Below are 18441 nucleotides of genomic sequence, written 5' to 3'. Positions count from 1 at the left end.
ATGATGGCAGTTCGTTGTATATGGTGAAAAAGGAACGCGATGGATGCTGGTAGAGCCATGCGACTCTCTGAGCCTATGCCACAATGCTACGTGTAGCTGATTGGAGAAGTATCCTATTCGGCTGTTTTCCAGTAACGCTGATCCAGTTTTAGCGGCTCAACTGTCCCTGTGGAAATATGACGCATGATCTGTGCAGCATGGAAGCGCCCATTCTCAATGAACCAGCGGCTTGTACGGAGGCCACCACACACCGTCCCGGCGATGTACAGTCCCCGACGATTCGTTTCGAAGGTTTCCGCATGATGAAACGGGGTTCGGAACTCATCATCCTGGATGGTAATTTTTAGTGTCTCCAGGAAGGAATAATCCGGTCGATAACCAGTCATCGCAATTACGAAATCGTTGCCCAGAGAGAACGTACCCTTGGGGCCATTGAGCATCAACCGATCCGGTTCGATTGAGGTTACTTGGGTATCGAAATGCACAGTAATGCTGCCTTCTCTGATACGGTTTTCAATGTCTGGCTTGATCCAGTATTTGATTTTATCAGACAGGGAATTTCCGCGATGAATGAGGTTCACTTCAGCGCCGTAATGATAGCATTCAAGTGCAGCTTTGGCGGCTGAATTTTTTGCTCCGATCACTGCCACTCGCTGCCCGGCATAAGGATAGGGCTCGCGATAATAGTGTGTGACCTTGGGGAGCTCTTCACCAGGAACGTTGAGGAAGTTCGGAATATCGAAAAATCCAGTGACCACGACAACTTTACGACAGGGGTATGCCCCTTTGCTGGTTACGACTGAGAAGTGGTTGTCCGTACCATCTACACGCTGTACTCGCTCGTAGAGTCGTACGTCTAGGGATTCCACATCGGCAACCCGGCAATAATATTTCAGAGCTTCAGGGCGTGTAGGCTTGGTAGATAGAGTTGGGAAGGGGTGGCCGCCGATCTCAAGGAGCTCAGCTGTGGAAAAGAATTCCATGTGGGTTGGATAACCAACCAGCGAATTGACTAGTGCTCCCTTTTCAATGATCATGGCACTCAGGTTATGTCTGGCAGCCTGAATACCACAGGCTAGGCCCACGGGGCCAGCTCCTATGATTACCAGGTCCTTCATGTGCAGTGTAATAGGTGGGGCATGGTTGGTACAGATCTAGGAAGGCGAATGTCTGAGTTGCTGAAAAAAATCCCGAAGTAACTCTTCTGCCTGATCCGCCTCTATCCCGCTGACTACATCTACCTGATGGTTGAGGCGCTCATCTTGTGGAATGTTATATAGGGTAGAGGCGCTGCCCGCTTTGGTATCCATCGCACCAAAACATAAGCGATCCAATCGGGCCAACACAATTGCGCCCGCGCACATCGGGCATGGTTCAAGAGTGACATAGAGTGTGCAGCCTTTAAGGACTTTGGATTGGAGGGTTTCGCATGCTGCGGTGATGGCGATCACTTCTGCGTGGGCAGTTGGGTCTTCGAGGGATTCAACTAGGTTATGCCCCCGTCCCACAATCTGCTTTCCGTGCACAACGACAGCTCCAACAGGTACCTCTCCCTTTTCTTTTGCCTGCTCAGCCTGCTGAAGAGCAGAGCGCATAAAGCGGCGATCTGGTTCAAGCAACCGCGAAAGTGCCATACTCTTTATGGAGTACGCCGTGTACCGATGAACCGTAAAACGAGACCAACCACAAAAAGGATAATCAAGATCGGAACCGCAGCCTTGGCTAGGCCTACGACTAGCCCGAGAATGAGATCAAACAGCAGGATCACTACCAAAGCCACTATCGCAATGATAATCCAGTTTAGAATCCGGTCAAGCCTCATCGATATAAGAGTTTGAAGGTCACTCGCGAGATACGATAAAGTACTCGGATGCCGTGATAGCTGTTCCATTCTGATTGAACCCACCAATCAGAATTACAGACCGTATCCCGACAGAAATAGCGGTATGGTGGTAGCGGGGCACCATCGCCTGAGAGGGTTTCATGGAAAAAAACTGATCGGTTTGCTCGTGGAGCAGTTCGATTTCCGTAGTGATCTCAGAGGATTCAAGGCGACCACCGAACGCCGCAAAAAGCCCGTTCAGAACTGGCGCGGTTGCATGCGCTGTGCGCGGAGTCAGCAGCCCGGGTAACGGAGATAGGGTTCGTCCAGCACTATGTGGATATGTTATCCGCATATTTCCATTTACAGCTGTTCCATCGTCGAATTGGCTTCCCAATATAAAGTACGTATCATGTGCGGCTTCGGTTACAGTGTGGTCGGCAATTGGATGATCGATGAATGGAGCGGAATTGATCGTATTCAATGCGGTCAGCCCGTCAAGTTCAACCTTGAAAGTACGCAGATCTCTACGCACCCCAAAGGAAGGATTCGAGCCATAGCGTACATCTCCATAGCCTCCTATAAGGTCGAGCAGCCACTCGCCATTCGCCTCACGCACGATGGCTACATGGTTTGTTCGACGGATTGGCTGCCCCTGTACAGGAATCTCACTGAACGCAGGTTCACGCCCGGCAGGAGTATAAAGTTCTACGGTTTCGATCAAATCGCTCACTCGGCTGGGGGAGTCGATCCGGCTACCCCCAACAATGAGTATCTGGCCATCTGGAAGCACAGTGGCAGTATGTCCGGTCCGCGGTGTACTTAAACGATCTTGCATTTGACTAAAGGTGCCGGATCTGCGATTCAAGAGGAATGATTCTCCCTGTGCAGGGCCCCCTCGCCGACGGGTTCCCCCTGTAACCATCAGATTCCCGTTACGAAGGCGTGCAAGTGAGTGACCTCCTCTTCCATCTGGCAGTGCAGGTGCATTCCGGGAAATGAGATGGGGCAGGTAAGCCGCATAGGCAGTATCTCTTCGGGAAACTCCCTCCTGATCGGTTGCTTCCAGGAAAAACGTATTCAGTCCAAGGCGTAAATTGATTGAGGCTTGCCAGTACGCAGGTCCCGGGGGAGCGGGATCCATGGGAATGCCGTTCAGAAGCACTCCCTGCACAGCCCGAAAGTGTATAGATTGTACCCGGAGCGTAATAACCCTGGAGGTTTGCACCTCAGTCAAATCAGGCTCAACCACCACAAGCTCCGGCTCGGAGGTCTCTATAAACGGTCTCTCACATCCGAGAAATATCAGTCCAACCAGCCACCAATTACGCATGAGTCAATTCAATCTTCAAAGAGGGGGGCAGCGTAGGTTACATGATCAAGTGTGAGCGCATGTGCGGGTGCTGCTGGACCAGCTTCACGCCGGTCCTGGGACGCCAGAATATCCCCCAGATCTTGGACAGATCTTTGTCCACATCCGATTTCTATTAGGGTCCCGGCCAGAGAGCGCACCATTCCATGCAGGAAACGGTTTGCTTCAATGACAAATTTCCAATACCCGGGTAATGCTTCGGGTTCCCACTGTGCGTAGTATATGGTGCAGACACGATTGGTCGTTGCACTCCGTGTTCGGCAGAATGCCCCAAAGTGATGGATGCCAATCAGCAGGTCGCAGGCACGATTCATACAGTCATAGTCTAACGCAGCAGGTATAAACAGGCGCTGATTACGGTCAAGTGCCAGCGGAACACTAGAAATATGATAATGATACGTTCGTCTCATTGCATCGTAACGTGAATGAAAGCCGTCATGTGTCTTTGCAGCCGCAAGTACGGCAATGGGTGGAGGGAGCAAGCCATTCAATGCACGGACTAGGCGCCGCCATTGGTCAGTGGAGATCGCTTGGCACTCAAAATGAGCCACTTGCCCTCTCGCATGTACTCCTGCGTCTGTCCGCCCGGATCCCGTGATTTGGAGTTCATCGCAACGAAGAAACGTTCTCAAGGCTTCTTCTACCTCCGCCTGTATGGTGGGATGAGCCTTTTGTCGTTGCCATCCGCTATATTTTGAACCATCATATTCCAATAGTAGCGCGTACACAGGCATTGAAAGGGGGAGTCAAAAAGATGAGTGGAGAATTTCGACGCATTCTGGCCACTTATTTGTACACGAAATGATAACTGCTGTTTGCTAACCCCCTTCGCTGAACGACGCGGTATTTGCCATATATGAATTGACTTTCTATGGAGCCCACTGACTCAGGTTCAATCCGTCTTAGCCGACATCTGGTAAGTCGAAAAAAAGCATTCTATTCCCTGAATAAAGATCTCAGTGAATATCTGAAGCGCTATGGAAGGCTAAAGACAAGGGGCGTCCGTTATCAGGATCTCGCCAGATACGTTGAATCGGTGCCACTTTATGACGAAGATGGCAAGGATACACTTTGGGCTAGTGTGATTTACCAGCCCAACGAACAGCAGGAGATCGATCGAGACCTAGTCGTAACCTACGCAGATCTACGTGCTCACGGGGATCTTTCCATCATACAGCATCTTTATGTAGACCGTGTGGATATCTGTTTGTATGGGAATACGTTACCCTATCGGGTTAGGATTGTGAATGCGCTCAATGAGAATTTTGACTACTATTACGTCAAACGAACAGACTCCAATCGTATCTATGGACTTGAGCTTGAACATTTACTTTCCCCAAATCGGATTGAATATTTTGTCCGTGATGATACAACGATAGAGGAGCATATTGTAGGAGTTCCGGGCGATGTGTTTCTATCCACAGCGATGCCGGAGAACCGGTTTGATCTGGTTCGCCTGGCCAAGCAGTTCGTCAAATTTGATACGCGCTGTCTCTTACAGCTTTTAGGGGATATGCATGCGGGAAATTTTGTTGTTGCGATCACCCCGGATTTGGAAAAATACAACTACAGATTCCGTCCCATTGATTTTGATCAACAGAGCCATCACAGGAATATTCAGGTATATCGGCCGCAGGCATATGAGGCCAACGCTCCTTTTGTTGATGCTGTAAAGAACGTACTTCCTCCTGCTTCAATCGCACAATACCGTAAAGAAGAAGGTGCATTGATGGCACATCGTGTCCGTGTTAGTGATGGCCGTGTTCAGGCACTACTGGAAGTGATGCGCAAAGATCGGATTGCAGACAGTGATCATGTACAGATCTTGGCGGAGAGCCTCGGTGCATACCATGGAGACGATCAGTTTGACACCTGCGACCACATGGGGGAGCTTGTCTATCGCTCGATCATGAGGCTGGATGATCGGTTGACAGGTCAGGAAGTTCGTGCCCTTGTAGATGATGCGGCAGGCGAGGATTATTGAAGAAAGGGATTGTGCACTCGCTCAAGCCCAATCTTAGTAGGCGGACCGTGGCCCGCGTAGATGGTCATCTCATCGGGAAGCAGAAGCAATTGTTGAAAAATGGATTCCATTAGCATTCCCATATCCCCTCCAGGCAGATCGGTTCTACCGATTGACCGCTGAAATATCACGTCACCCGCAATCACAAACTGACTGATGTCATCAACAAAGCAAATGGAGCCAGGTGCGTGCCCCGGCGTGTGTAGAATTCTCCACTTCGCATTGCCAAACGTGATAGTGTCCCGTTCATGAAGCCACTTACCAGGTTTTGGTACAGGCTCCATGTGAAAGCCGTAAAAGGGTGCCCGAGCGGGTGCCCCCTCAAGCCATATTGACGTGTCTGGATGGGCCTGCCATAAAAGGTTGAATCTTTTGGATAGTGCCGTGCATCCCAGGATATGATCAACGTGTGCATGTGTGAGCAATAGATGTCGCACGGTAAGGTGTTTGGACTGGATATATTCGGCGATCTCCGATTCCTCCTGATCATTCGAACAGCTTGCATCCACAATCACCGCCTCTGTGTTGTTGTAACAGACGTAGGTATTAGTGGCCAATGGGCCATGAGTGAAGCTTTTTACATGGGTAATAGACATATATTCATTTGAATTTTGGAGGTGCAATGATAATTACGAACTCCCCTTTGATAGCAGGTTTTTCGCGGTAACTGTCAAGCAGTTCTTGCAGGTTTCCCCGATGAGTTTCTTCGAATTTCTTTGTAAGTTCTCTGGCAATTCCCCCGACCCGCTGTTGTCCCAGCAGATTTATCAGGTCGGTCAGGGTGCGAATCAGTCGGTGCGGACTTTCATAGAGTACAACGGTACGTGTTTCTGTGCGGATCGCTTCCAGGCGCTGGTTGCGACCTTTTCGTACCGGCAGAAATCCTTCGAATACAAAGCGTTCCGAAGGTAGGCCGCTGGCAGTAAGAGCAGGGATCAGTGCGGTAGGGCCTGGTAAAGCTTGTACCGGGATGGTTTCCTCCCAGCATAGGCGAGCCAGATAAAAGCCGGGGTCACTGAGTCCGGGCGATCCGGCATCACTAATTAGAGCAATCTGTTGCCCGGCTCTCATCCGTTCAATAAGCTGTCGTGCACGTTCGCGTTCGTTATGATCGTGGTAGCTGATGGTTGGAGTGCGGATGCCATAATGTGTGAGGAGTACCCCGGAGGACCGTGTATCTTCACAGGCGATGAGATCAACTGATTTCAGGACTTCGACAGCACGAAACGTAATGTCTGCCAAATTTCCGATCGGGGTTGGGACTAGGTAGAGCATTACGCGTCAATGGATCTTGGGACGGGATTACTCTGGCGATCTTTGTCCGTCATAGAATTTCTGTAAATCATTATTGGTGATGGATGCGATCGGACCAAGTGGAGGATCCGTCTGCAGGTAGAGGGGATCTACTTTGTATACGATGCACTAGGTGGGCTGGAAATTTATGAATCGATAGGCTCAGGTTTTGTAGCATAACCTGGTCGAGCTCTCATGTCAAGGGTCACTCGGATAAATAGCCAGATACCGACCGCACCAATCAGCATATTTGCACACCACATGCCGAGCCATGGGCTGAGCAATTCTCGATCCGCCAACTTCTCACCCTGAACCAACGTAACCCAGTAAAAAATAAAAATGCCAACTGCTAAGAGGCAGGCGGTTCCAAGTCCACCCCGGCGGACACTCAAGCCAAGTGGTATACCAACGAGGACAAAGATAAAGCAGGCAATTGAGATGGAATACTTCTTGTGAATTTCCACCTGGTAGCGACTGATTGTCATTGCGGTTTGTCTAAGGTTTCTCCCTCTGCTGGCAACGGAACTTCGCGCATCTCGTCCATAATCGCGTGCTTGTTGGTATGTTCGACGGATCTGATCTGTTGTTAAGCCTTTCAGAACACTGCGTGGAGCGGTTGAATCTACTTGAGGAGGACCTCCGTGAAACACGAATGGGGAAGATGTTTCACGCTCAGGGCTCATTGGGGAGATGGTTGATGGTGCCTCCGATGAGAGGGGGCGCGGCATACTGTTCTGAAGTTCAGCAGTCTGCTCTACCAGACGGTCCTTAAGAGAATCAACAATTTCAAACATCCGATTCACAGGAGTTGAACGATCAGACCGGTATCCACTTGTTTGAGCATTGGTTTGAAGGCCGAGTTCGCTCAGATCAAGGCGCAAGCGAAAACGCTCAAAGGTCAGTTTTTCATACCGCTCAATTGTCTGTACACCGGTAGGTCGATAGAGCCGATGCATTTCTCCTTCTTTGAGGATCATATCCAGGAAATTTCCCCGCGGGATTAATTCTCCGTGTTTTGCCCGAATCGTTGATCCATTGGCAATCCCCTGCGTGTAGTCATAGATAAGAATATCGTACAGGAGGTTGCCCTCTCGCTGGCCGACCAGGATACTGTATTCGTCAATCTCCTGGTAGAAAATCCCCGGTTCTAGCTCAAACCCTGGTCGTGCACTTCGAATTGTCTGCCACATGCTAAGGGCCCTGAAATTAGACTCGGGAAGCAGTACATTATTGAAGTACATCATGCCACAGGAGAGAAGGGCGGCAGCGGCAAGTACAGGCCAGGTGAAACTCCAGAGGGTAATGCCGCAATTACGGATCACGATCCACGTGCGCGACTCTGCAAGCGAGCCAAAGACCATCAAAGTTGCCAAAAGGGCAGACATGGGCACGGCCAGTACAACCATATAGGCAAGGTTATAGGTGATCAGTTCCAGAATGAGCCCGATCGGCAGATCCCGGCCAGTCAGGTCTGGCAGAAACTTGATCAAAAACTGCATCAGCAAAAGGAATAGCAGAAGTAGCAACCAACCCAGAAATGGGCCGGGGAGCTGTTTCAAGACCATTCGGTGAATGAGCGTCATTACTCGGAGGCTACGAGATCAGATGAAAAATTGAACCCACTTGATCAATGGAAGAGCCACGTTTATTGTCATAACTTGGCGCTGGAGTGCCTCATAGAACAAGTGTTTCGATCAGATAGTTCAGCGGCCCTGCAACGATAACATCAAGTTACACAGTGGATTCCGTGATGAAATCAAGGAAATATGTGGGGCCTAAACAAGCGTAACATACATCGATCGCACCAGGGAGCTCTGATACGGGATTTGTGGGTAGGATACCCGGTGACAACCAGAAGTTATGCAGCCCAGTCCCTGCTCGCAGCAGCACGCTTGGAGTATCTGAGAGAGGGTAATCCTCAACGTGCTTTATCTTTTAGGTCAGGTGCTATGGCATCGCCGCGCTTTTCTGCTCAGTGGATGTACCGAAGTCACAATTTTCGATGGTCTGCAGCTCATAGTAAAGATTACTGGTTTGAAGATGGATCGTGGGTTTGATGAATACGAGAGGATGACTGTGCTAATACCATGATTGCTCGCGAAGGGGTGGCTCTGGTAGCCATAGCATTCGCTATAGGATTGATCGTGGCAGGACTCATACTGCTGATCCCTGGAGTGCCGAGGTGGTTTGAGTTCATTTTCGTCCCGCTCTTTTTGCCCGGATTGGGGCTGATGGTCGCCTATTTTTTCAGAGATCCGGAACGTACAGGGCCACCGGATTCAGATACATTAATTCTGGCGCCAGCGGACGGTAAAATTGTGGAAATCATTCAGGAGGAAGGACCACGGTTCATTGGAGGGATAGCATGGAGAATTTCGATATTTCTCTCCGTAGTGGATGTTCATGTAAACCGGGTTCCGGTCAGTGGAACGGTGCGATACGTCGCATATAAGCCGGGGGAGTTCCGAGTAGCATGGCATCCTAAAGCCTCCACCTCCAATGAACAGTCTCAGATCGGGATTGAGCATCTTTCCGGGAGACGAATTTTATTCAAACAAATTGCGGGGAGTCTGGCACGGCGCATTATCTGTCGGCTCTCAGAGGGGGATAAGACTAAAGCAGGTGAACGATTTGGATTGATCCGGTTCGGATCACGTATGGATATCATATTTCCGGCTGATATGCCGGTTCAGGTAGAAGTCGGTGATCGAGTACGTGCAGGGGTCACCGTGCTTGGGATCGTGCAGCCGATTCAGAGTTAATCTGCAGAGGTATAATGAATCAGCAATCGTTAATCGGGAGATACTGCAAGGGTGTTTGGTCAGATCCAAATCAAAACCATGTAGAATGCTCACACAGCTTGGGGTTGGGGCTGCAATGCAATGGGAACAGTATCTCTGCGAGGATCTTCAAACCGGGCCTCGTGGATATGAGATTAGGTACGAGCATGGATGCCGGGTTTTATTTATCTGATCTTCACCGACCATCTGGGCATGCCCATGAGTGACCGAAAACGATCCATTAAGTTGACTCGCCGATCCGCGGAGGATCGCAGTGGGGGTTCCCAAGTACGCCATGGGAGCCGGACCAGTGTCGCAGTTCCATCATTTTTTACACTCATGAACCTTTTCTGTGGGTTCGTGGCGATTACCCAGATTCACCAGGGACAATTCGTGTATGCGTGCTACCTGATCATTCTTGCGGGATTATTCGATTTATTGGACGGAATGGCAGCACGCTTGACACGTGGTGTCAGTCTTTTTGGCGCGGAGCTTGATTCTTTATGTGATGTTGTATCGTTCGGTGTGGCTCCAGCCTATTTGATCTATGCGCGAATGCTGGAGGGTAGTGGGATGTTTGGCCTAATTATCAGTGCTCTGCCTGCAATGTGTTCTGCGGTACGCCTAGCTCGGTTCAATTTGCAATTTTCGGAAGAGAAGAAACTTGACTTTGAGGGGTTGCCAGCCCCCGTACAAGCTTATTGTATCATTGCCATTGTACTCAATATTGATCAGGAAACATGGCTATTGCGATCAGGCATACTTGATTCGGAGGTACTTATTCCCGTTGTGGTGCTTCTGTCGTTTCTCATGGTGTCTCTGATCCGTTTTGATGGGGTGCCAAGAATTTCATTTGATTACCTTCGCCAGTATCCCATCGCTTCAGGTGCCTATATCATTTCCGTGCTGCTGATCGGGTTTCTTCCGTACACGGGACTGCTGTTAGTCCTGTTAGTTTATGTTTTGATAGGACTTACACGAGCATCCACGCGATCCATTCGCGCACTTATGGCGCTGCCAAAGTGAACTAAAATGGCAGGTACCTGTCAGGCAATTGGCCCTCATCTCTGACGGCGACCTCGTGGCTACCAAGCAGTTAGTGAGTAAGGGTATAAAAGATGAAGTTGATTGCCATCTGGAAACTCACCGTTGAAGCAGATCCTAAATTGCGTCCTCCAGGCCACTCCCAGCCGTCCCCTATATCCTGGTTATAGCAGATGATAATCATCGGCCTGCCTGCATCATCGAATACAGCGTAGTAGATGTCATCTTCTGGTGCAAAACGCATTCCGCCCCAGCGCCAGGAGCCACCGTTTTTCGTGGAAATAGCTGCATCCGGATCAATATCGTAATAGATCTGCCAGATTGGATGATCGGCAGTCAACTCGATTGGCTCGCGGTCCGGGTATACCCTCTTGATATTGTCATACATATTATTCCATTGCGGTCCCGTATATCCACGGCCATAGTCATGAAAATCGTCAATAATCAAGAACCCGCCCCGATCAAGATAGCGCCTTAGATTCTCCACCTCTTCTTCATTTGTACGCCAGTACCCAGGCTCGGTCAAGTAGAGTACTGCGTATTCAAAAATATTGGGATCCTTCAGTGAAACCACTACCGGTGGTCCTTCCAGTTGGAGCCCGGTTGTGCGGCTGATCGCTTCATGCAGATTGTATTCTGCTGTGGGATAATCCGTAGCCCAGGCACTTTCCCGGAATCCTGGATGACTCTCATACCAAACGCGTGCGAACTGAAACCCTGCATCCTGTCCATTTGCAGACAGCACACATGTGATACCCAGGAATAGATAAACTGTCAGATTTACGGAGAAGCTCTGATTGAGCATATCGTTGCGGAGGTACTGCCGAATTAGCGGTTCATGACGTTCGTAAACGCATCAAAGAATTGCGACATTTCACCTTCAGTTCCGATGCTTAGACGACACCAATCCAGATAGGGTGGGAACGGGCGTCCGACCAGGATTCCATGGGAAGCCATTGATTGTTGAAATTCTTCAATGGGACGACCAAGATGGAAGAATACGAAGTTGGTATGCGATTCAACAACGGAGTGTCCAAGCTCCCGTAGCCTACGAGCGGTCTCAATACGACTGTTTTCAATTTGAGTTGTACTGTAATTCAGGAATCGACGATCTTCAAGGGAGGCGATAGCAGCCCGGAGTGCCATAATATTGATGTTGATCGCCGTACTGTAATTACGGAGACGTTCCGCTATGTCCGGACGGGCTAGGGCGTAGCCCACGCGCAATCCGGCTAAGCCGTAGACCTTTGAAAAAGTTCGTGAAACGATTACATTGGCTCCCGCCTTGACAAGAGGTACAGCACTGCTGTAGCGGGGGTCAGTAACCAATTCGTAATAAGCCTCATCAACCAGGATCACAGATCGCCGAGAAACCCGAGTACAAAACTCGGTGAGCTCATCCTTGTCACAAATCGTTCCTGTAGGATTATTTGGATTGCAAACAAAAACTATCCTTACATTCTGGGTTGTTCGGGAATCCATGAGAGCAAGGTCAATACTCTTGTCCGCTTTAAGAGGGACACGATGAACCCGTGCCTCAATGGAGTTTGCATAGTTCTCCAATCCCTCGTACGTGGGATACGCGGTGACGATTTCGCCATCACCAAGTCCATACGCCATCGCTGCCATGCGGAGAATTTCACTAGACCCGGCTCCCAGAACTACATGCTCTGGTTGAAGTCCTTCTCGAGCGGCAATCATGGCCTCCAAACTGCGGTAATGGGAGTAAGGATAAAGGTTAGTTTCATCCAGGGCATCCAGAATTGCCGTCCGCGCAGAATCTCCGGGGGCATAGGGGTTTTCGTTGCTATGAAGACGAATCGGGGTTTGATTCAATCTTTCAGGCGCAGGGGTAAAGCCGGGCAGAAGCGGCAAGGCAGTACCTGCAATGCCAAGGCGAATCCAGTCACGACGGTTCATAATGTAGGGGGTTTTAAGATGTTATTGGAACAGATGCTCAGGGATCAGTCAGTTGTTCACAGGTGATCCAGGTATTGGTTTGTGCACTTTGAAAGCATGCATCTATGACTCTCATATTGTTCAAAGAGTCGACTATCGGAGTATAAAGCGGTTCTCCGTCAATTACAGCGGCTGCGAATGCATCGCATTGCTCCGAAAACTGATTTGCCGGCCCGAGCGTGTGAATCGTCCGTTCTTGATCTTGCTGGAGATTCAAATACGCGGGTTCACCTGGGGGGATATTGAATGGAGTTTGCAACGTGATCTTCCCTTTAGTACCCACAATTGCGACATGCTCAGCTCTTTGGATCTGTGTTCCACAGACGACAGTGGCGCCACCTTGAGCAAAATCCAACAGAGCGGTCGTTGATGTGTCAGTTCTGAATTGAGGATGTCGCTCAGTGTGTGCACATACTCGCTTGGGCTCTGAACCATATAGCCAGCGGGCAACAGAAATCCCGTAGCAGCCGATATCCATGAGTGCTCCACCGCCAAACTCCAACTTATTACGAATATTATCAGGATCCCTGTTATCGTAGGAAAAGTGAACGTGAATACTTCGCAACTCACCGATATAGTTGGTTCGAACCCATTCGCGCGTACGTGTCCATTGCGGGTGATGGCGATACATAAATGCCTCCGCAACAAGTTGCTTGGGATACTGTCGAGATACGTTCAGAAGATGCTGTACATCCATTTCATTGAGTCCCAACGGTTTCTCACAAAGTACATGTTTTCCCGCATTGATGGCCTTACAAGCCCATTCAACATGTAAGTGATTTGGTAATGGGATGTAGACGGCATCAATCGTGTCCAGTTGGATCAGGTCATCATAGGTAGGACAGATTGTAGGAATCTGATGGGATTCAGCGACTTGCTGTGCCAGACTAGGGTTTCTGGAGGCAATGGCGGCCACTGTTCCACGTTGGCTGTCCTGAATTGCTGGAATGACTTTCTGTCGCGCTATGCGGGCACTTGAGAGGATTCCCCAACGAATTCTGCTCATTCTGATGTGAGATCAACGCGGTGAGAACGGAGGCGCTTACGTGGTTCTTCAAGTGCAGTCATGGCATTCTCTGTCGGTCGCATCACGAGGCTGTTAGTCAATTTTTCGAACTTTGATACTGCGGAAGTGAACCTCATCTCCATGATCCTGCAACAGGATATGGCCTTGCGGCCAGTGTCCGAATCCCTCCCAAACAACATATTTACTTCTGGCTACCAAGGCATCAAAGACGGGAGTGCCACGCTCATATGCCACGACTTTACGATCATTGAGCCAATGCTCCACATATGCCCCCTTGAATTCGGATTCCATCATTCGACTTCCGGTGACAGTTTCTTCTAGTCGTGTCCCGGTCACGACAAGGCGAGCCCGATTCCATTGACCGGGTTTACGAACGGTCTTTCCTTCGTGGGCGGGAATCAGGTCATAAAGGGATCCGAGGGTTCGGTTACCGGCAGCCCCCTGCGTGGCATCAGGGTGGCGCTCATCATCGAGGAGCTGGTACTCCAGGCCGATGGCAGAAGCATCGCTACCATACGATTCAGTGATGTAGTATTTGATGCCGCTGTTTGCTCCTTGGGAAAGCTTAAAATCCAAGCTGAACTCGAAGGTGGAGTATTCATCAACGGTCACGATATCCCCTCCGTAAGCTGCCTCAGCTCCCCCGGAGGCCTCAACCATTAGGACGCCGTCTTGAACTTTCCAGCCTTTCTCCGGGAAAGTTTCCTTGCCTGCCCCTCGCCAACCATCTGTGGTCTTGCCGTCAAATAACAGACTAAATCCTTGTGCGACCTCCTGTTCACTGAGAGAATTGGGTACGAGATTTACCACATAATTGCTTGTCCACTCACGAGGGATGACATTTTCGTCCACAATTGTAATATTTCGCCAGTGTACATTACGCCCAGAAAGCTCTGATCGGTCAACGCTATGTACCTGCAATGCGATAAAGCCCGAAGCAGTCATGTTATCATAAAGTGCAGCACAGGCTACATCGTTCACCCATGTTCGGATGGAGGGGCCGATTGCTTCGATGTAGTAATGATTCCATCCCTGTGGGTTGAAAGCACCACGGCAGTCTTCATTTACCGAAAGAGGATATAACCAGCCTCTTCGAGCCTCATCATAGATGCCACCACTCCAAGCACGGGAACTGGGATCAATTTCTACCTGGTATCCATGAACGCGGCCGTTCAAATAATCCTCCTTGGATTCGCTCCGAATTTGAATGCCGGAATTGATTTCAGGGTCAACCCATACTTCGACACTGAGTGCAAAATCACCGTAGGACTGCCTGGTAGCCAGAAATGTATTGGGGGTATTTTCGGAGGTTGTTCCGGTGACAGTGCCATTGGAGGCCACATAGGTCGCTTCGCCTCCGAGTTTTTCCCATCCAGAAAGGTCGTCTCCATCAACAAGTGAGGTCCATGTCTGCGCATGACCAGTTGATACGACACAAAAAGTGACTAATGAGAGAGTGAGTATACGTAGCATGATAGAGGGAGCGAGTGAGTTGTAGGTATAAGATAGGGAATGGAGATCCATAGGATCGATGTTTTGTATCTTTATTTGTCGGTAAGAAAATAAGCTATGATTACAAGGAGAGATTTTTTGGCCCAGTCAGGAGGGGGGATCATTTTGGCAGGTCTCCCCAAAAAAGTACCAACTATTCAGGATGCAATCAATTTGATCATGCATGAAATCCCGGGAGCACCGTGGGATTCCACCGTAGATACGGTCAAATCGGGTGATCCATCCCAACCGCTGCGCGGCGTTATTACTACTTTTCTGGCGACTCATCGAACGATTGATTATGCGGCGCAGCATGGTGTGAATCTGATCATCACGCACGAGCCAACATACTATAACCATCTGGATGAGACGGACTGGCTTGAGAATAATTCGGTGTATCAAAAAAAGCGAAAGACCTTGGAAGATCATGGGATTGTAGTGTGGCGATTCCATGATTACTGGCACGCATACAAGCCAGACGGCATTGCTACGGGTGTCCTGAAACTACTCGGTTGGGAGGCATATGCAGAGGCTGGTCAACCTCAATTGTGTCGAATTCCTTCTATATCCCTCGCTGAACTGTCCCAATTTATGAAGACAAGGTTCGGTGCGAAGCGGATTCGTGTGATGGGTAATGCAGGGATGTCATGCAGTAGGATAGGGTTACTGGTTGGAGCCGTAGGCGGAAGACGACAGATTGAGATGCTTTCTGAAGTGGATGTCCTTGTAGTCGGAGAAGTGCGGGAGTGGGAAACGACAGAGTATGTTCGCGATGCGAATTGGCAAGGGGATCAGGAGAAGGGGCTGATTGTGATTGGGCACGCACTCAGCGAAGACCCGGGGATGGCTTGGCTGGCTGAGTGGCTGGAACCAAGATTACCGAATACAATCGTGGTGCACCAGCCCAGTGGTGATCCGTTTTACTTCATTTAGTCGGGAAAATTATAAGGCAAGCGCCAGGGTGGACTCGGTTCACGTCTACTCAAACCCCGGCCTTCAATTTATATGCTGAGATCATGCCATTATTTATATGCTCTAAATTCTCTCAAATCGCTGACGGTGTTATGAGTACGTCAGATGCCATGATAATTGGCCAAAATTTTAATTAATCACCGAAATATCACAATTAATCACCAAATATTCGCAGAAGTTATTGGAAAATAGTTTTATTGTTTGTATCACTAGCGCATTCGCATCCAATGACCAAACTTTGTGTAACATGAAGAGCTTAAAAATGGCCTTGTCCTTAGCGTGTCTACTAACAGTTGCTTTGCTGTTCGTACTTATGGGTAGCCACTATCAAGCAAGTCAGGCTGCCTCAGGTGAATGTACGATCTGCATAGTATGTGAGGGCCGTAGTCATGCCATGGCTTGCTGTATGGGATTGGAGGATTGTGCAGCGGCAGACGGGCTATACAGGTGCGATGGTGTTGTTTTCAATTGTGATGGCGATATACTCAATTGATAGATCTCACTGGACTGATCAATCAACCATAACCACTTCTAATGAATATGTACTTGATAAAAAGGGCTCTGTTGTTTCTATGTGTTGTTGCTAGTATCACATCTTTGGCTTTGCTTCATTCCACTGATGTTGCTAATGCTGAGGAAGTTCCGTGCATGGTCTCGGTAAGTTGCGAGTGTGGAGACTCGATCTCGTGTTCGGGCGATGAATTGTGTTATGGCAATGTAGAATTAGGTGGTGTCTTATGTGACGGATTGATGGTTTTTTGCCGCGTATGCCTTCTTGCATAGTATGGAATCGCTCTATGAATTGGAACCAATCATATTTTTTTGAACACAAATGTATTCGTCAGTTCGAATCTTGGTGGCAACAGTTGGCTTTGCGACTGTCTTGGTCTTCTCCTCGGGATGTTCTGCTGAGTATGAAGGCGTACAGGAAGTCCCGCTGCGAGCAACCGACTTTGTGGAGGCTGTGGGGCAGGACCATTTCATGGAGCATGTTTGGACCATGCAAAAGGTTGGGGATCTTCTCTACCTGAGCGGGGAGGGTTATCCTTATGTTTTTGCACTTGATAACGATCTGGAAATAGTTCGTACAGTAGGTGACGGTGGACAGGGTCCAGGTGAGTTTTCAAGTTGGCCGTATAGTTTTTACGTGACCGAAGATAAAATTTATGGATACGATGGCGGACCCAATCGAGTTCAGGTTTTTTCGCTCGAAGGAGAATATCTATATTCTTTCCGGCTGGAGCCAAAACATAAGATTTGGTTTCAGGGACTGTCAGTGGACGAGCAGGGACATGTGTACGTTGCTCCGGTGTTTCCTCAAGATCCACATGCACTGACAAAACTAGATTCTTCAGGCACGCTCTCTAAGACCTTTGGAGAACTCCTTGAGACTTCGTACTCCGAAATGTTGAATCGCCAACTAAACGCTCGGCTCATCGCTTTAGTTGGCAGTGAGTATCTATTAACGATAGGCCATTCTGTTCCAGTGGTTGAGAAATTTTCACTTGATGGCGAATTGCTTCAATCTTTAGATTTATCAGATAATTCATACTTCTCTGAACGGATAGAGGATTCAAAGGATCAATATTCATCAAACCTTGCTAGTGGCCCAGTGCCCACAGTAACCGTCGTCTGCTGTACCACTACGACCAGTGAAAGAGTGTACATAATGCCGATTGTGGCTTATCCTGACGATAGTGTACGTGTGAATAGGCTTTTGGAACTGGATTTAGAATCGTTGAGTCTATTGCGCACTTACAGCTTACTGGATCATCTTGGAGAACCGCTACGCTGGGTTACCGCGCTTGAGTTTGTATCTGAGAAAGAATTGATACTATTCCACCATACGGATGGGATCTTTTATCGATATACGTTACCAGACTAATTTCCTCAGTAGTTTAGCGGCAGAAGAGATGGACCTCGCTGCGTTTGTATTGATTGCATTAAAATGGAGTTATGAGCAGATCGCGTGACAAGCTACATATCGCTTTATTGTCATTCTTTCTCTGTCTCTGTATATCGATTATTGTCTTCATATTAGTTCGGGAGGACAGTACCGAACGGGAAGCTGTGCAGAACAAAATGAGTGAAGCTGGTGACAGGCGAATGGAGTTGATTGCTAGAACACTGGTGGGGACGCATGTATATGTCAACGACGATGCGGCCTTTCTCGTCATATATACGGATCAAGACTGCGGGACATGTCTCAACGAGATGGTTAATCTAGTTGGACGAATTGCCGTAGAATTTGAATCATCTATTTATGCCATGAATCGATCCGGCGAAAGACAATTTCCGATGGATAATTTAGTGCATCTGGAAAATTCTATAGAGCCAGAATCGAAGCTTAGAAATGTTCCTACCCCCGTTTTAGTGTATCTGGATCACACCAAAGAAATAAAGGCGTCATTTATTAGCACCTTATCTGACGACCGAAATCGAGAGGCAGCCTTTCTAGATATAGTTCGCAAATTGACATCTGGATAGGAAACTCTCTCGGAACAGCACGCATATTTAATCTTAATTCCGAGCGGTTATTTCCTGCGGAACACCTGGGTCTGTCGCTTCGCGCCTATCCACTACCTCTTAGTACCCTTTTTCAAGACTACGCTTTGGTATGTAGAATTGGCGAATTTGTTTTCTGCGGAGAGTCCATGA

Annotated in this window: 18 protein-coding genes; 6 read left to right on the top strand and 12 right to left on the bottom strand. The window is 48.9% G+C overall.

Annotation, left to right across the window (positions count from 1 at the left end; genetic code table 11):
- Nucleotides 1-113: 113 nt before the first annotated feature.
- From ypdA to truA, 5 genes are read right to left on the bottom strand one after another with little or no spacing between them, the layout of a single operon-like run.
- Nucleotides 114-1118: a YpdA family putative bacillithiol disulfide reductase gene (gene ypdA, locus F4Y64_08390; GenBank protein MXX97613.1), complete on the bottom strand. Its 1005-nt coding sequence runs from the start codon at nucleotides 1116-1118 to the stop codon at nucleotides 114-116.
- 36 nt (nucleotides 1119-1154) lie between these two features.
- On the bottom strand, nucleotides 1155-1634 hold the full coding sequence (locus F4Y64_08385; protein ID MXX97612.1) for a nucleoside deaminase: 480 nt from the start codon (nucleotides 1632-1634) through the stop codon (nucleotides 1155-1157).
- Between the two features lie 5 nt (nucleotides 1635-1639).
- Nucleotides 1640-1822, bottom strand: a complete 183-nt coding sequence (locus F4Y64_08380) for a hypothetical protein (GenBank protein ID MXX97611.1) — start codon at nucleotides 1820-1822, stop codon at nucleotides 1640-1642.
- A 19-nt stretch (nucleotides 1823-1841) separates the two neighbouring features.
- Nucleotides 1842-3155: a hypothetical protein gene (locus F4Y64_08375; GenBank protein ID MXX97610.1), complete on the bottom strand. Its 1314-nt coding sequence runs from the start codon at nucleotides 3153-3155 to the stop codon at nucleotides 1842-1844.
- A gap of 8 nt (nucleotides 3156-3163) precedes the next feature.
- The gene (gene truA / locus F4Y64_08370; protein ID MXX97609.1) at nucleotides 3164-3928 is read right to left on the bottom strand and encodes a tRNA pseudouridine(38-40) synthase TruA; all 765 of its coding nucleotides are present in this window, start codon (nucleotides 3926-3928) and stop codon (nucleotides 3164-3166) included.
- A 137-nt stretch (nucleotides 3929-4065) separates the two neighbouring features.
- Between truA and F4Y64_08365 the strand changes: the two genes are divergently transcribed.
- Nucleotides 4066-5178, top strand: coding sequence for a hypothetical protein (locus F4Y64_08365; protein ID MXX97608.1), 1113 nt, complete (start codon nucleotides 4066-4068; stop codon nucleotides 5176-5178).
- Here the strand turns inward: F4Y64_08365 and F4Y64_08360 are convergent.
- The 3 genes from F4Y64_08360 to F4Y64_08350 form a co-directional block, all read right to left on the bottom strand.
- Nucleotides 5172-5813: an MBL fold metallo-hydrolase gene (locus tag F4Y64_08360; protein MXX97607.1), complete on the bottom strand. Its 642-nt coding sequence runs from the start codon at nucleotides 5811-5813 to the stop codon at nucleotides 5172-5174. The two genes, F4Y64_08365 and F4Y64_08360, sit on opposite strands and share 7 nt — an antisense overlap.
- Nucleotides 5814-5817: 4 nt before the next feature.
- The gene (rsmI, locus tag F4Y64_08355) at nucleotides 5818-6492 is read right to left on the bottom strand and encodes a 16S rRNA (cytidine(1402)-2'-O)-methyltransferase (GenBank protein MXX97606.1); all 675 of its coding nucleotides are present in this window, start codon (nucleotides 6490-6492) and stop codon (nucleotides 5818-5820) included.
- Between the two features lie 164 nt (nucleotides 6493-6656).
- Nucleotides 6657-8093, bottom strand: a complete 1437-nt coding sequence (locus F4Y64_08350) for a YjgP/YjgQ family permease (GenBank protein ID MXX97605.1) — start codon at nucleotides 8091-8093, stop codon at nucleotides 6657-6659.
- A gap of 504 nt (nucleotides 8094-8597) precedes the next feature.
- Here F4Y64_08350 and F4Y64_08345 point away from each other — a divergent pair.
- A complete protein-coding gene (locus F4Y64_08345) occupies nucleotides 8598-9272 on the top strand; it encodes a phosphatidylserine decarboxylase family protein (protein ID MXX97604.1) in 675 nt (224 codons plus the stop codon).
- A 231-nt stretch (nucleotides 9273-9503) separates the two neighbouring features.
- On the top strand, nucleotides 9504-10316 hold the full coding sequence (gene pssA, locus F4Y64_08340; protein MXX97603.1) for a CDP-diacylglycerol--serine O-phosphatidyltransferase: 813 nt from the start codon (nucleotides 9504-9506) through the stop codon (nucleotides 10314-10316).
- Nucleotides 10317-10386: 70 nt separating this feature from the next.
- Here pssA and F4Y64_08335 read toward each other — a convergent pair whose 3' ends face one another.
- The 4 genes from F4Y64_08335 to F4Y64_08320 form a co-directional block, all read right to left on the bottom strand.
- Complete coding sequence (locus F4Y64_08335) at nucleotides 10387-11139, bottom strand: DUF4159 domain-containing protein (protein MXX97602.1); 753 nt, start codon at nucleotides 11137-11139, stop codon at nucleotides 10387-10389.
- A gap of 23 nt (nucleotides 11140-11162) precedes the next feature.
- Complete coding sequence (locus F4Y64_08330; protein MXX97601.1) at nucleotides 11163-12254, bottom strand: histidinol-phosphate aminotransferase family protein; 1092 nt, start codon at nucleotides 12252-12254, stop codon at nucleotides 11163-11165.
- A gap of 37 nt (nucleotides 12255-12291) precedes the next feature.
- Nucleotides 12292-13299 carry a Gfo/Idh/MocA family oxidoreductase gene (locus F4Y64_08325; protein MXX97600.1) on the bottom strand — a complete coding sequence of 336 codons (1008 nt, stop codon included), beginning with the start codon at nucleotides 13297-13299 and terminating at the stop codon, nucleotides 12292-12294.
- Nucleotides 13300-13392: 93 nt separating this feature from the next.
- Nucleotides 13393-14793, bottom strand: coding sequence for a DUF1080 domain-containing protein (locus F4Y64_08320; GenBank protein MXX97599.1), 1401 nt, complete (start codon nucleotides 14791-14793; stop codon nucleotides 13393-13395).
- Nucleotides 14794-14889: 96 nt separating this feature from the next.
- Here F4Y64_08320 and F4Y64_08315 point away from each other — a divergent pair, with 96 nt between their 5' ends.
- The 3 genes from F4Y64_08315 to F4Y64_08305 all read left to right on the top strand — a co-directional run bounded on the left by F4Y64_08315 (nucleotide 14890) and on the right by F4Y64_08305 (nucleotide 18270).
- A complete protein-coding gene (locus tag F4Y64_08315; GenBank protein MXX97598.1) occupies nucleotides 14890-15744 on the top strand; it encodes an NGG1p interacting factor NIF3 in 855 nt (284 codons plus the stop codon).
- Nucleotides 15745-16615: 871 nt separating this feature from the next.
- Entirely contained in the window at nucleotides 16616-17668 is a 1053-nt protein-coding gene (locus F4Y64_08310) for a hypothetical protein (GenBank protein ID MXX97597.1), read from the top strand.
- A gap of 197 nt (nucleotides 17669-17865) precedes the next feature.
- A complete protein-coding gene (locus F4Y64_08305; protein ID MXX97596.1) occupies nucleotides 17866-18270 on the top strand; it encodes a hypothetical protein in 405 nt (134 codons plus the stop codon).
- Nucleotides 18271-18441: the final 171 nt, after the last annotated feature.

This window comes from Rhodothermaceae bacterium (assembly GCA_009838195.1).
In the GTDB taxonomy this organism is placed as follows: domain Bacteria; phylum Bacteroidota; class Rhodothermia; order Rhodothermales; family Bin80; genus Bin80.
The sequence above is the reverse complement of the archived record's forward strand: the minus strand, read 5'-3'. Positions and strand labels throughout refer to the sequence as shown.

Coding starts and splice junctions, on each gene's coding strand:
- ypdA (MXX97613.1), bottom strand. CDS start 1,118: ATGAAGGACCTGGTAATCATAGGAGCTGGCCCCGTGGGCCTAGCCTGT.
- F4Y64_08385 (MXX97612.1), bottom strand. CDS start 1,634: ATGGCACTTTCGCGGTTGCTTGAACCAGATCGCCGCTTTATGCGCTCT.
- F4Y64_08380 (MXX97611.1), bottom strand. CDS start 1,822: ATGAGGCTTGACCGGATTCTAAACTGGATTATCATTGCGATAGTGGCT.
- F4Y64_08375 (MXX97610.1), bottom strand. CDS start 3,155: ATGCGTAATTGGTGGCTGGTTGGACTGATATTTCTCGGATGTGAGAGA.
- truA (MXX97609.1), bottom strand. CDS start 3,928: ATGCCTGTGTACGCGCTACTATTGGAATATGATGGTTCAAAATATAGC.
- F4Y64_08365 (MXX97608.1), top strand. CDS start 4,066: ATGGAGCCCACTGACTCAGGTTCAATCCGTCTTAGCCGACATCTGGTA.
- F4Y64_08360 (MXX97607.1), bottom strand. CDS start 5,813: ATGTCTATTACCCATGTAAAAAGCTTCACTCATGGCCCATTGGCCACT.
- rsmI (MXX97606.1), bottom strand. CDS start 6,492: ATGCTCTACCTAGTCCCAACCCCGATCGGAAATTTGGCAGACATTACG.
- F4Y64_08350 (MXX97605.1), bottom strand. CDS start 8,093: ATGACGCTCATTCACCGAATGGTCTTGAAACAGCTCCCCGGCCCATTT.
- F4Y64_08345 (MXX97604.1), top strand. CDS start 8,598: ATGATTGCTCGCGAAGGGGTGGCTCTGGTAGCCATAGCATTCGCTATA.
- pssA (MXX97603.1), top strand. CDS start 9,504: ATGCCCATGAGTGACCGAAAACGATCCATTAAGTTGACTCGCCGATCC.
- F4Y64_08335 (MXX97602.1), bottom strand. CDS start 11,139: ATGCTCAATCAGAGCTTCTCCGTAAATCTGACAGTTTATCTATTCCTG.
- F4Y64_08330 (MXX97601.1), bottom strand. CDS start 12,254: ATGAACCGTCGTGACTGGATTCGCCTTGGCATTGCAGGTACTGCCTTG.
- F4Y64_08325 (MXX97600.1), bottom strand. CDS start 13,299: ATGAGCAGAATTCGTTGGGGAATCCTCTCAAGTGCCCGCATAGCGCGA.
- F4Y64_08320 (MXX97599.1), bottom strand. CDS start 14,793: ATGCTACGTATACTCACTCTCTCATTAGTCACTTTTTGTGTCGTATCA.
- F4Y64_08315 (MXX97598.1), top strand. CDS start 14,890: ATGATTACAAGGAGAGATTTTTTGGCCCAGTCAGGAGGGGGGATCATT.
- F4Y64_08310 (MXX97597.1), top strand. CDS start 16,616: ATGTATTCGTCAGTTCGAATCTTGGTGGCAACAGTTGGCTTTGCGACT.
- F4Y64_08305 (MXX97596.1), top strand. CDS start 17,866: ATGAGTGAAGCTGGTGACAGGCGAATGGAGTTGATTGCTAGAACACTG.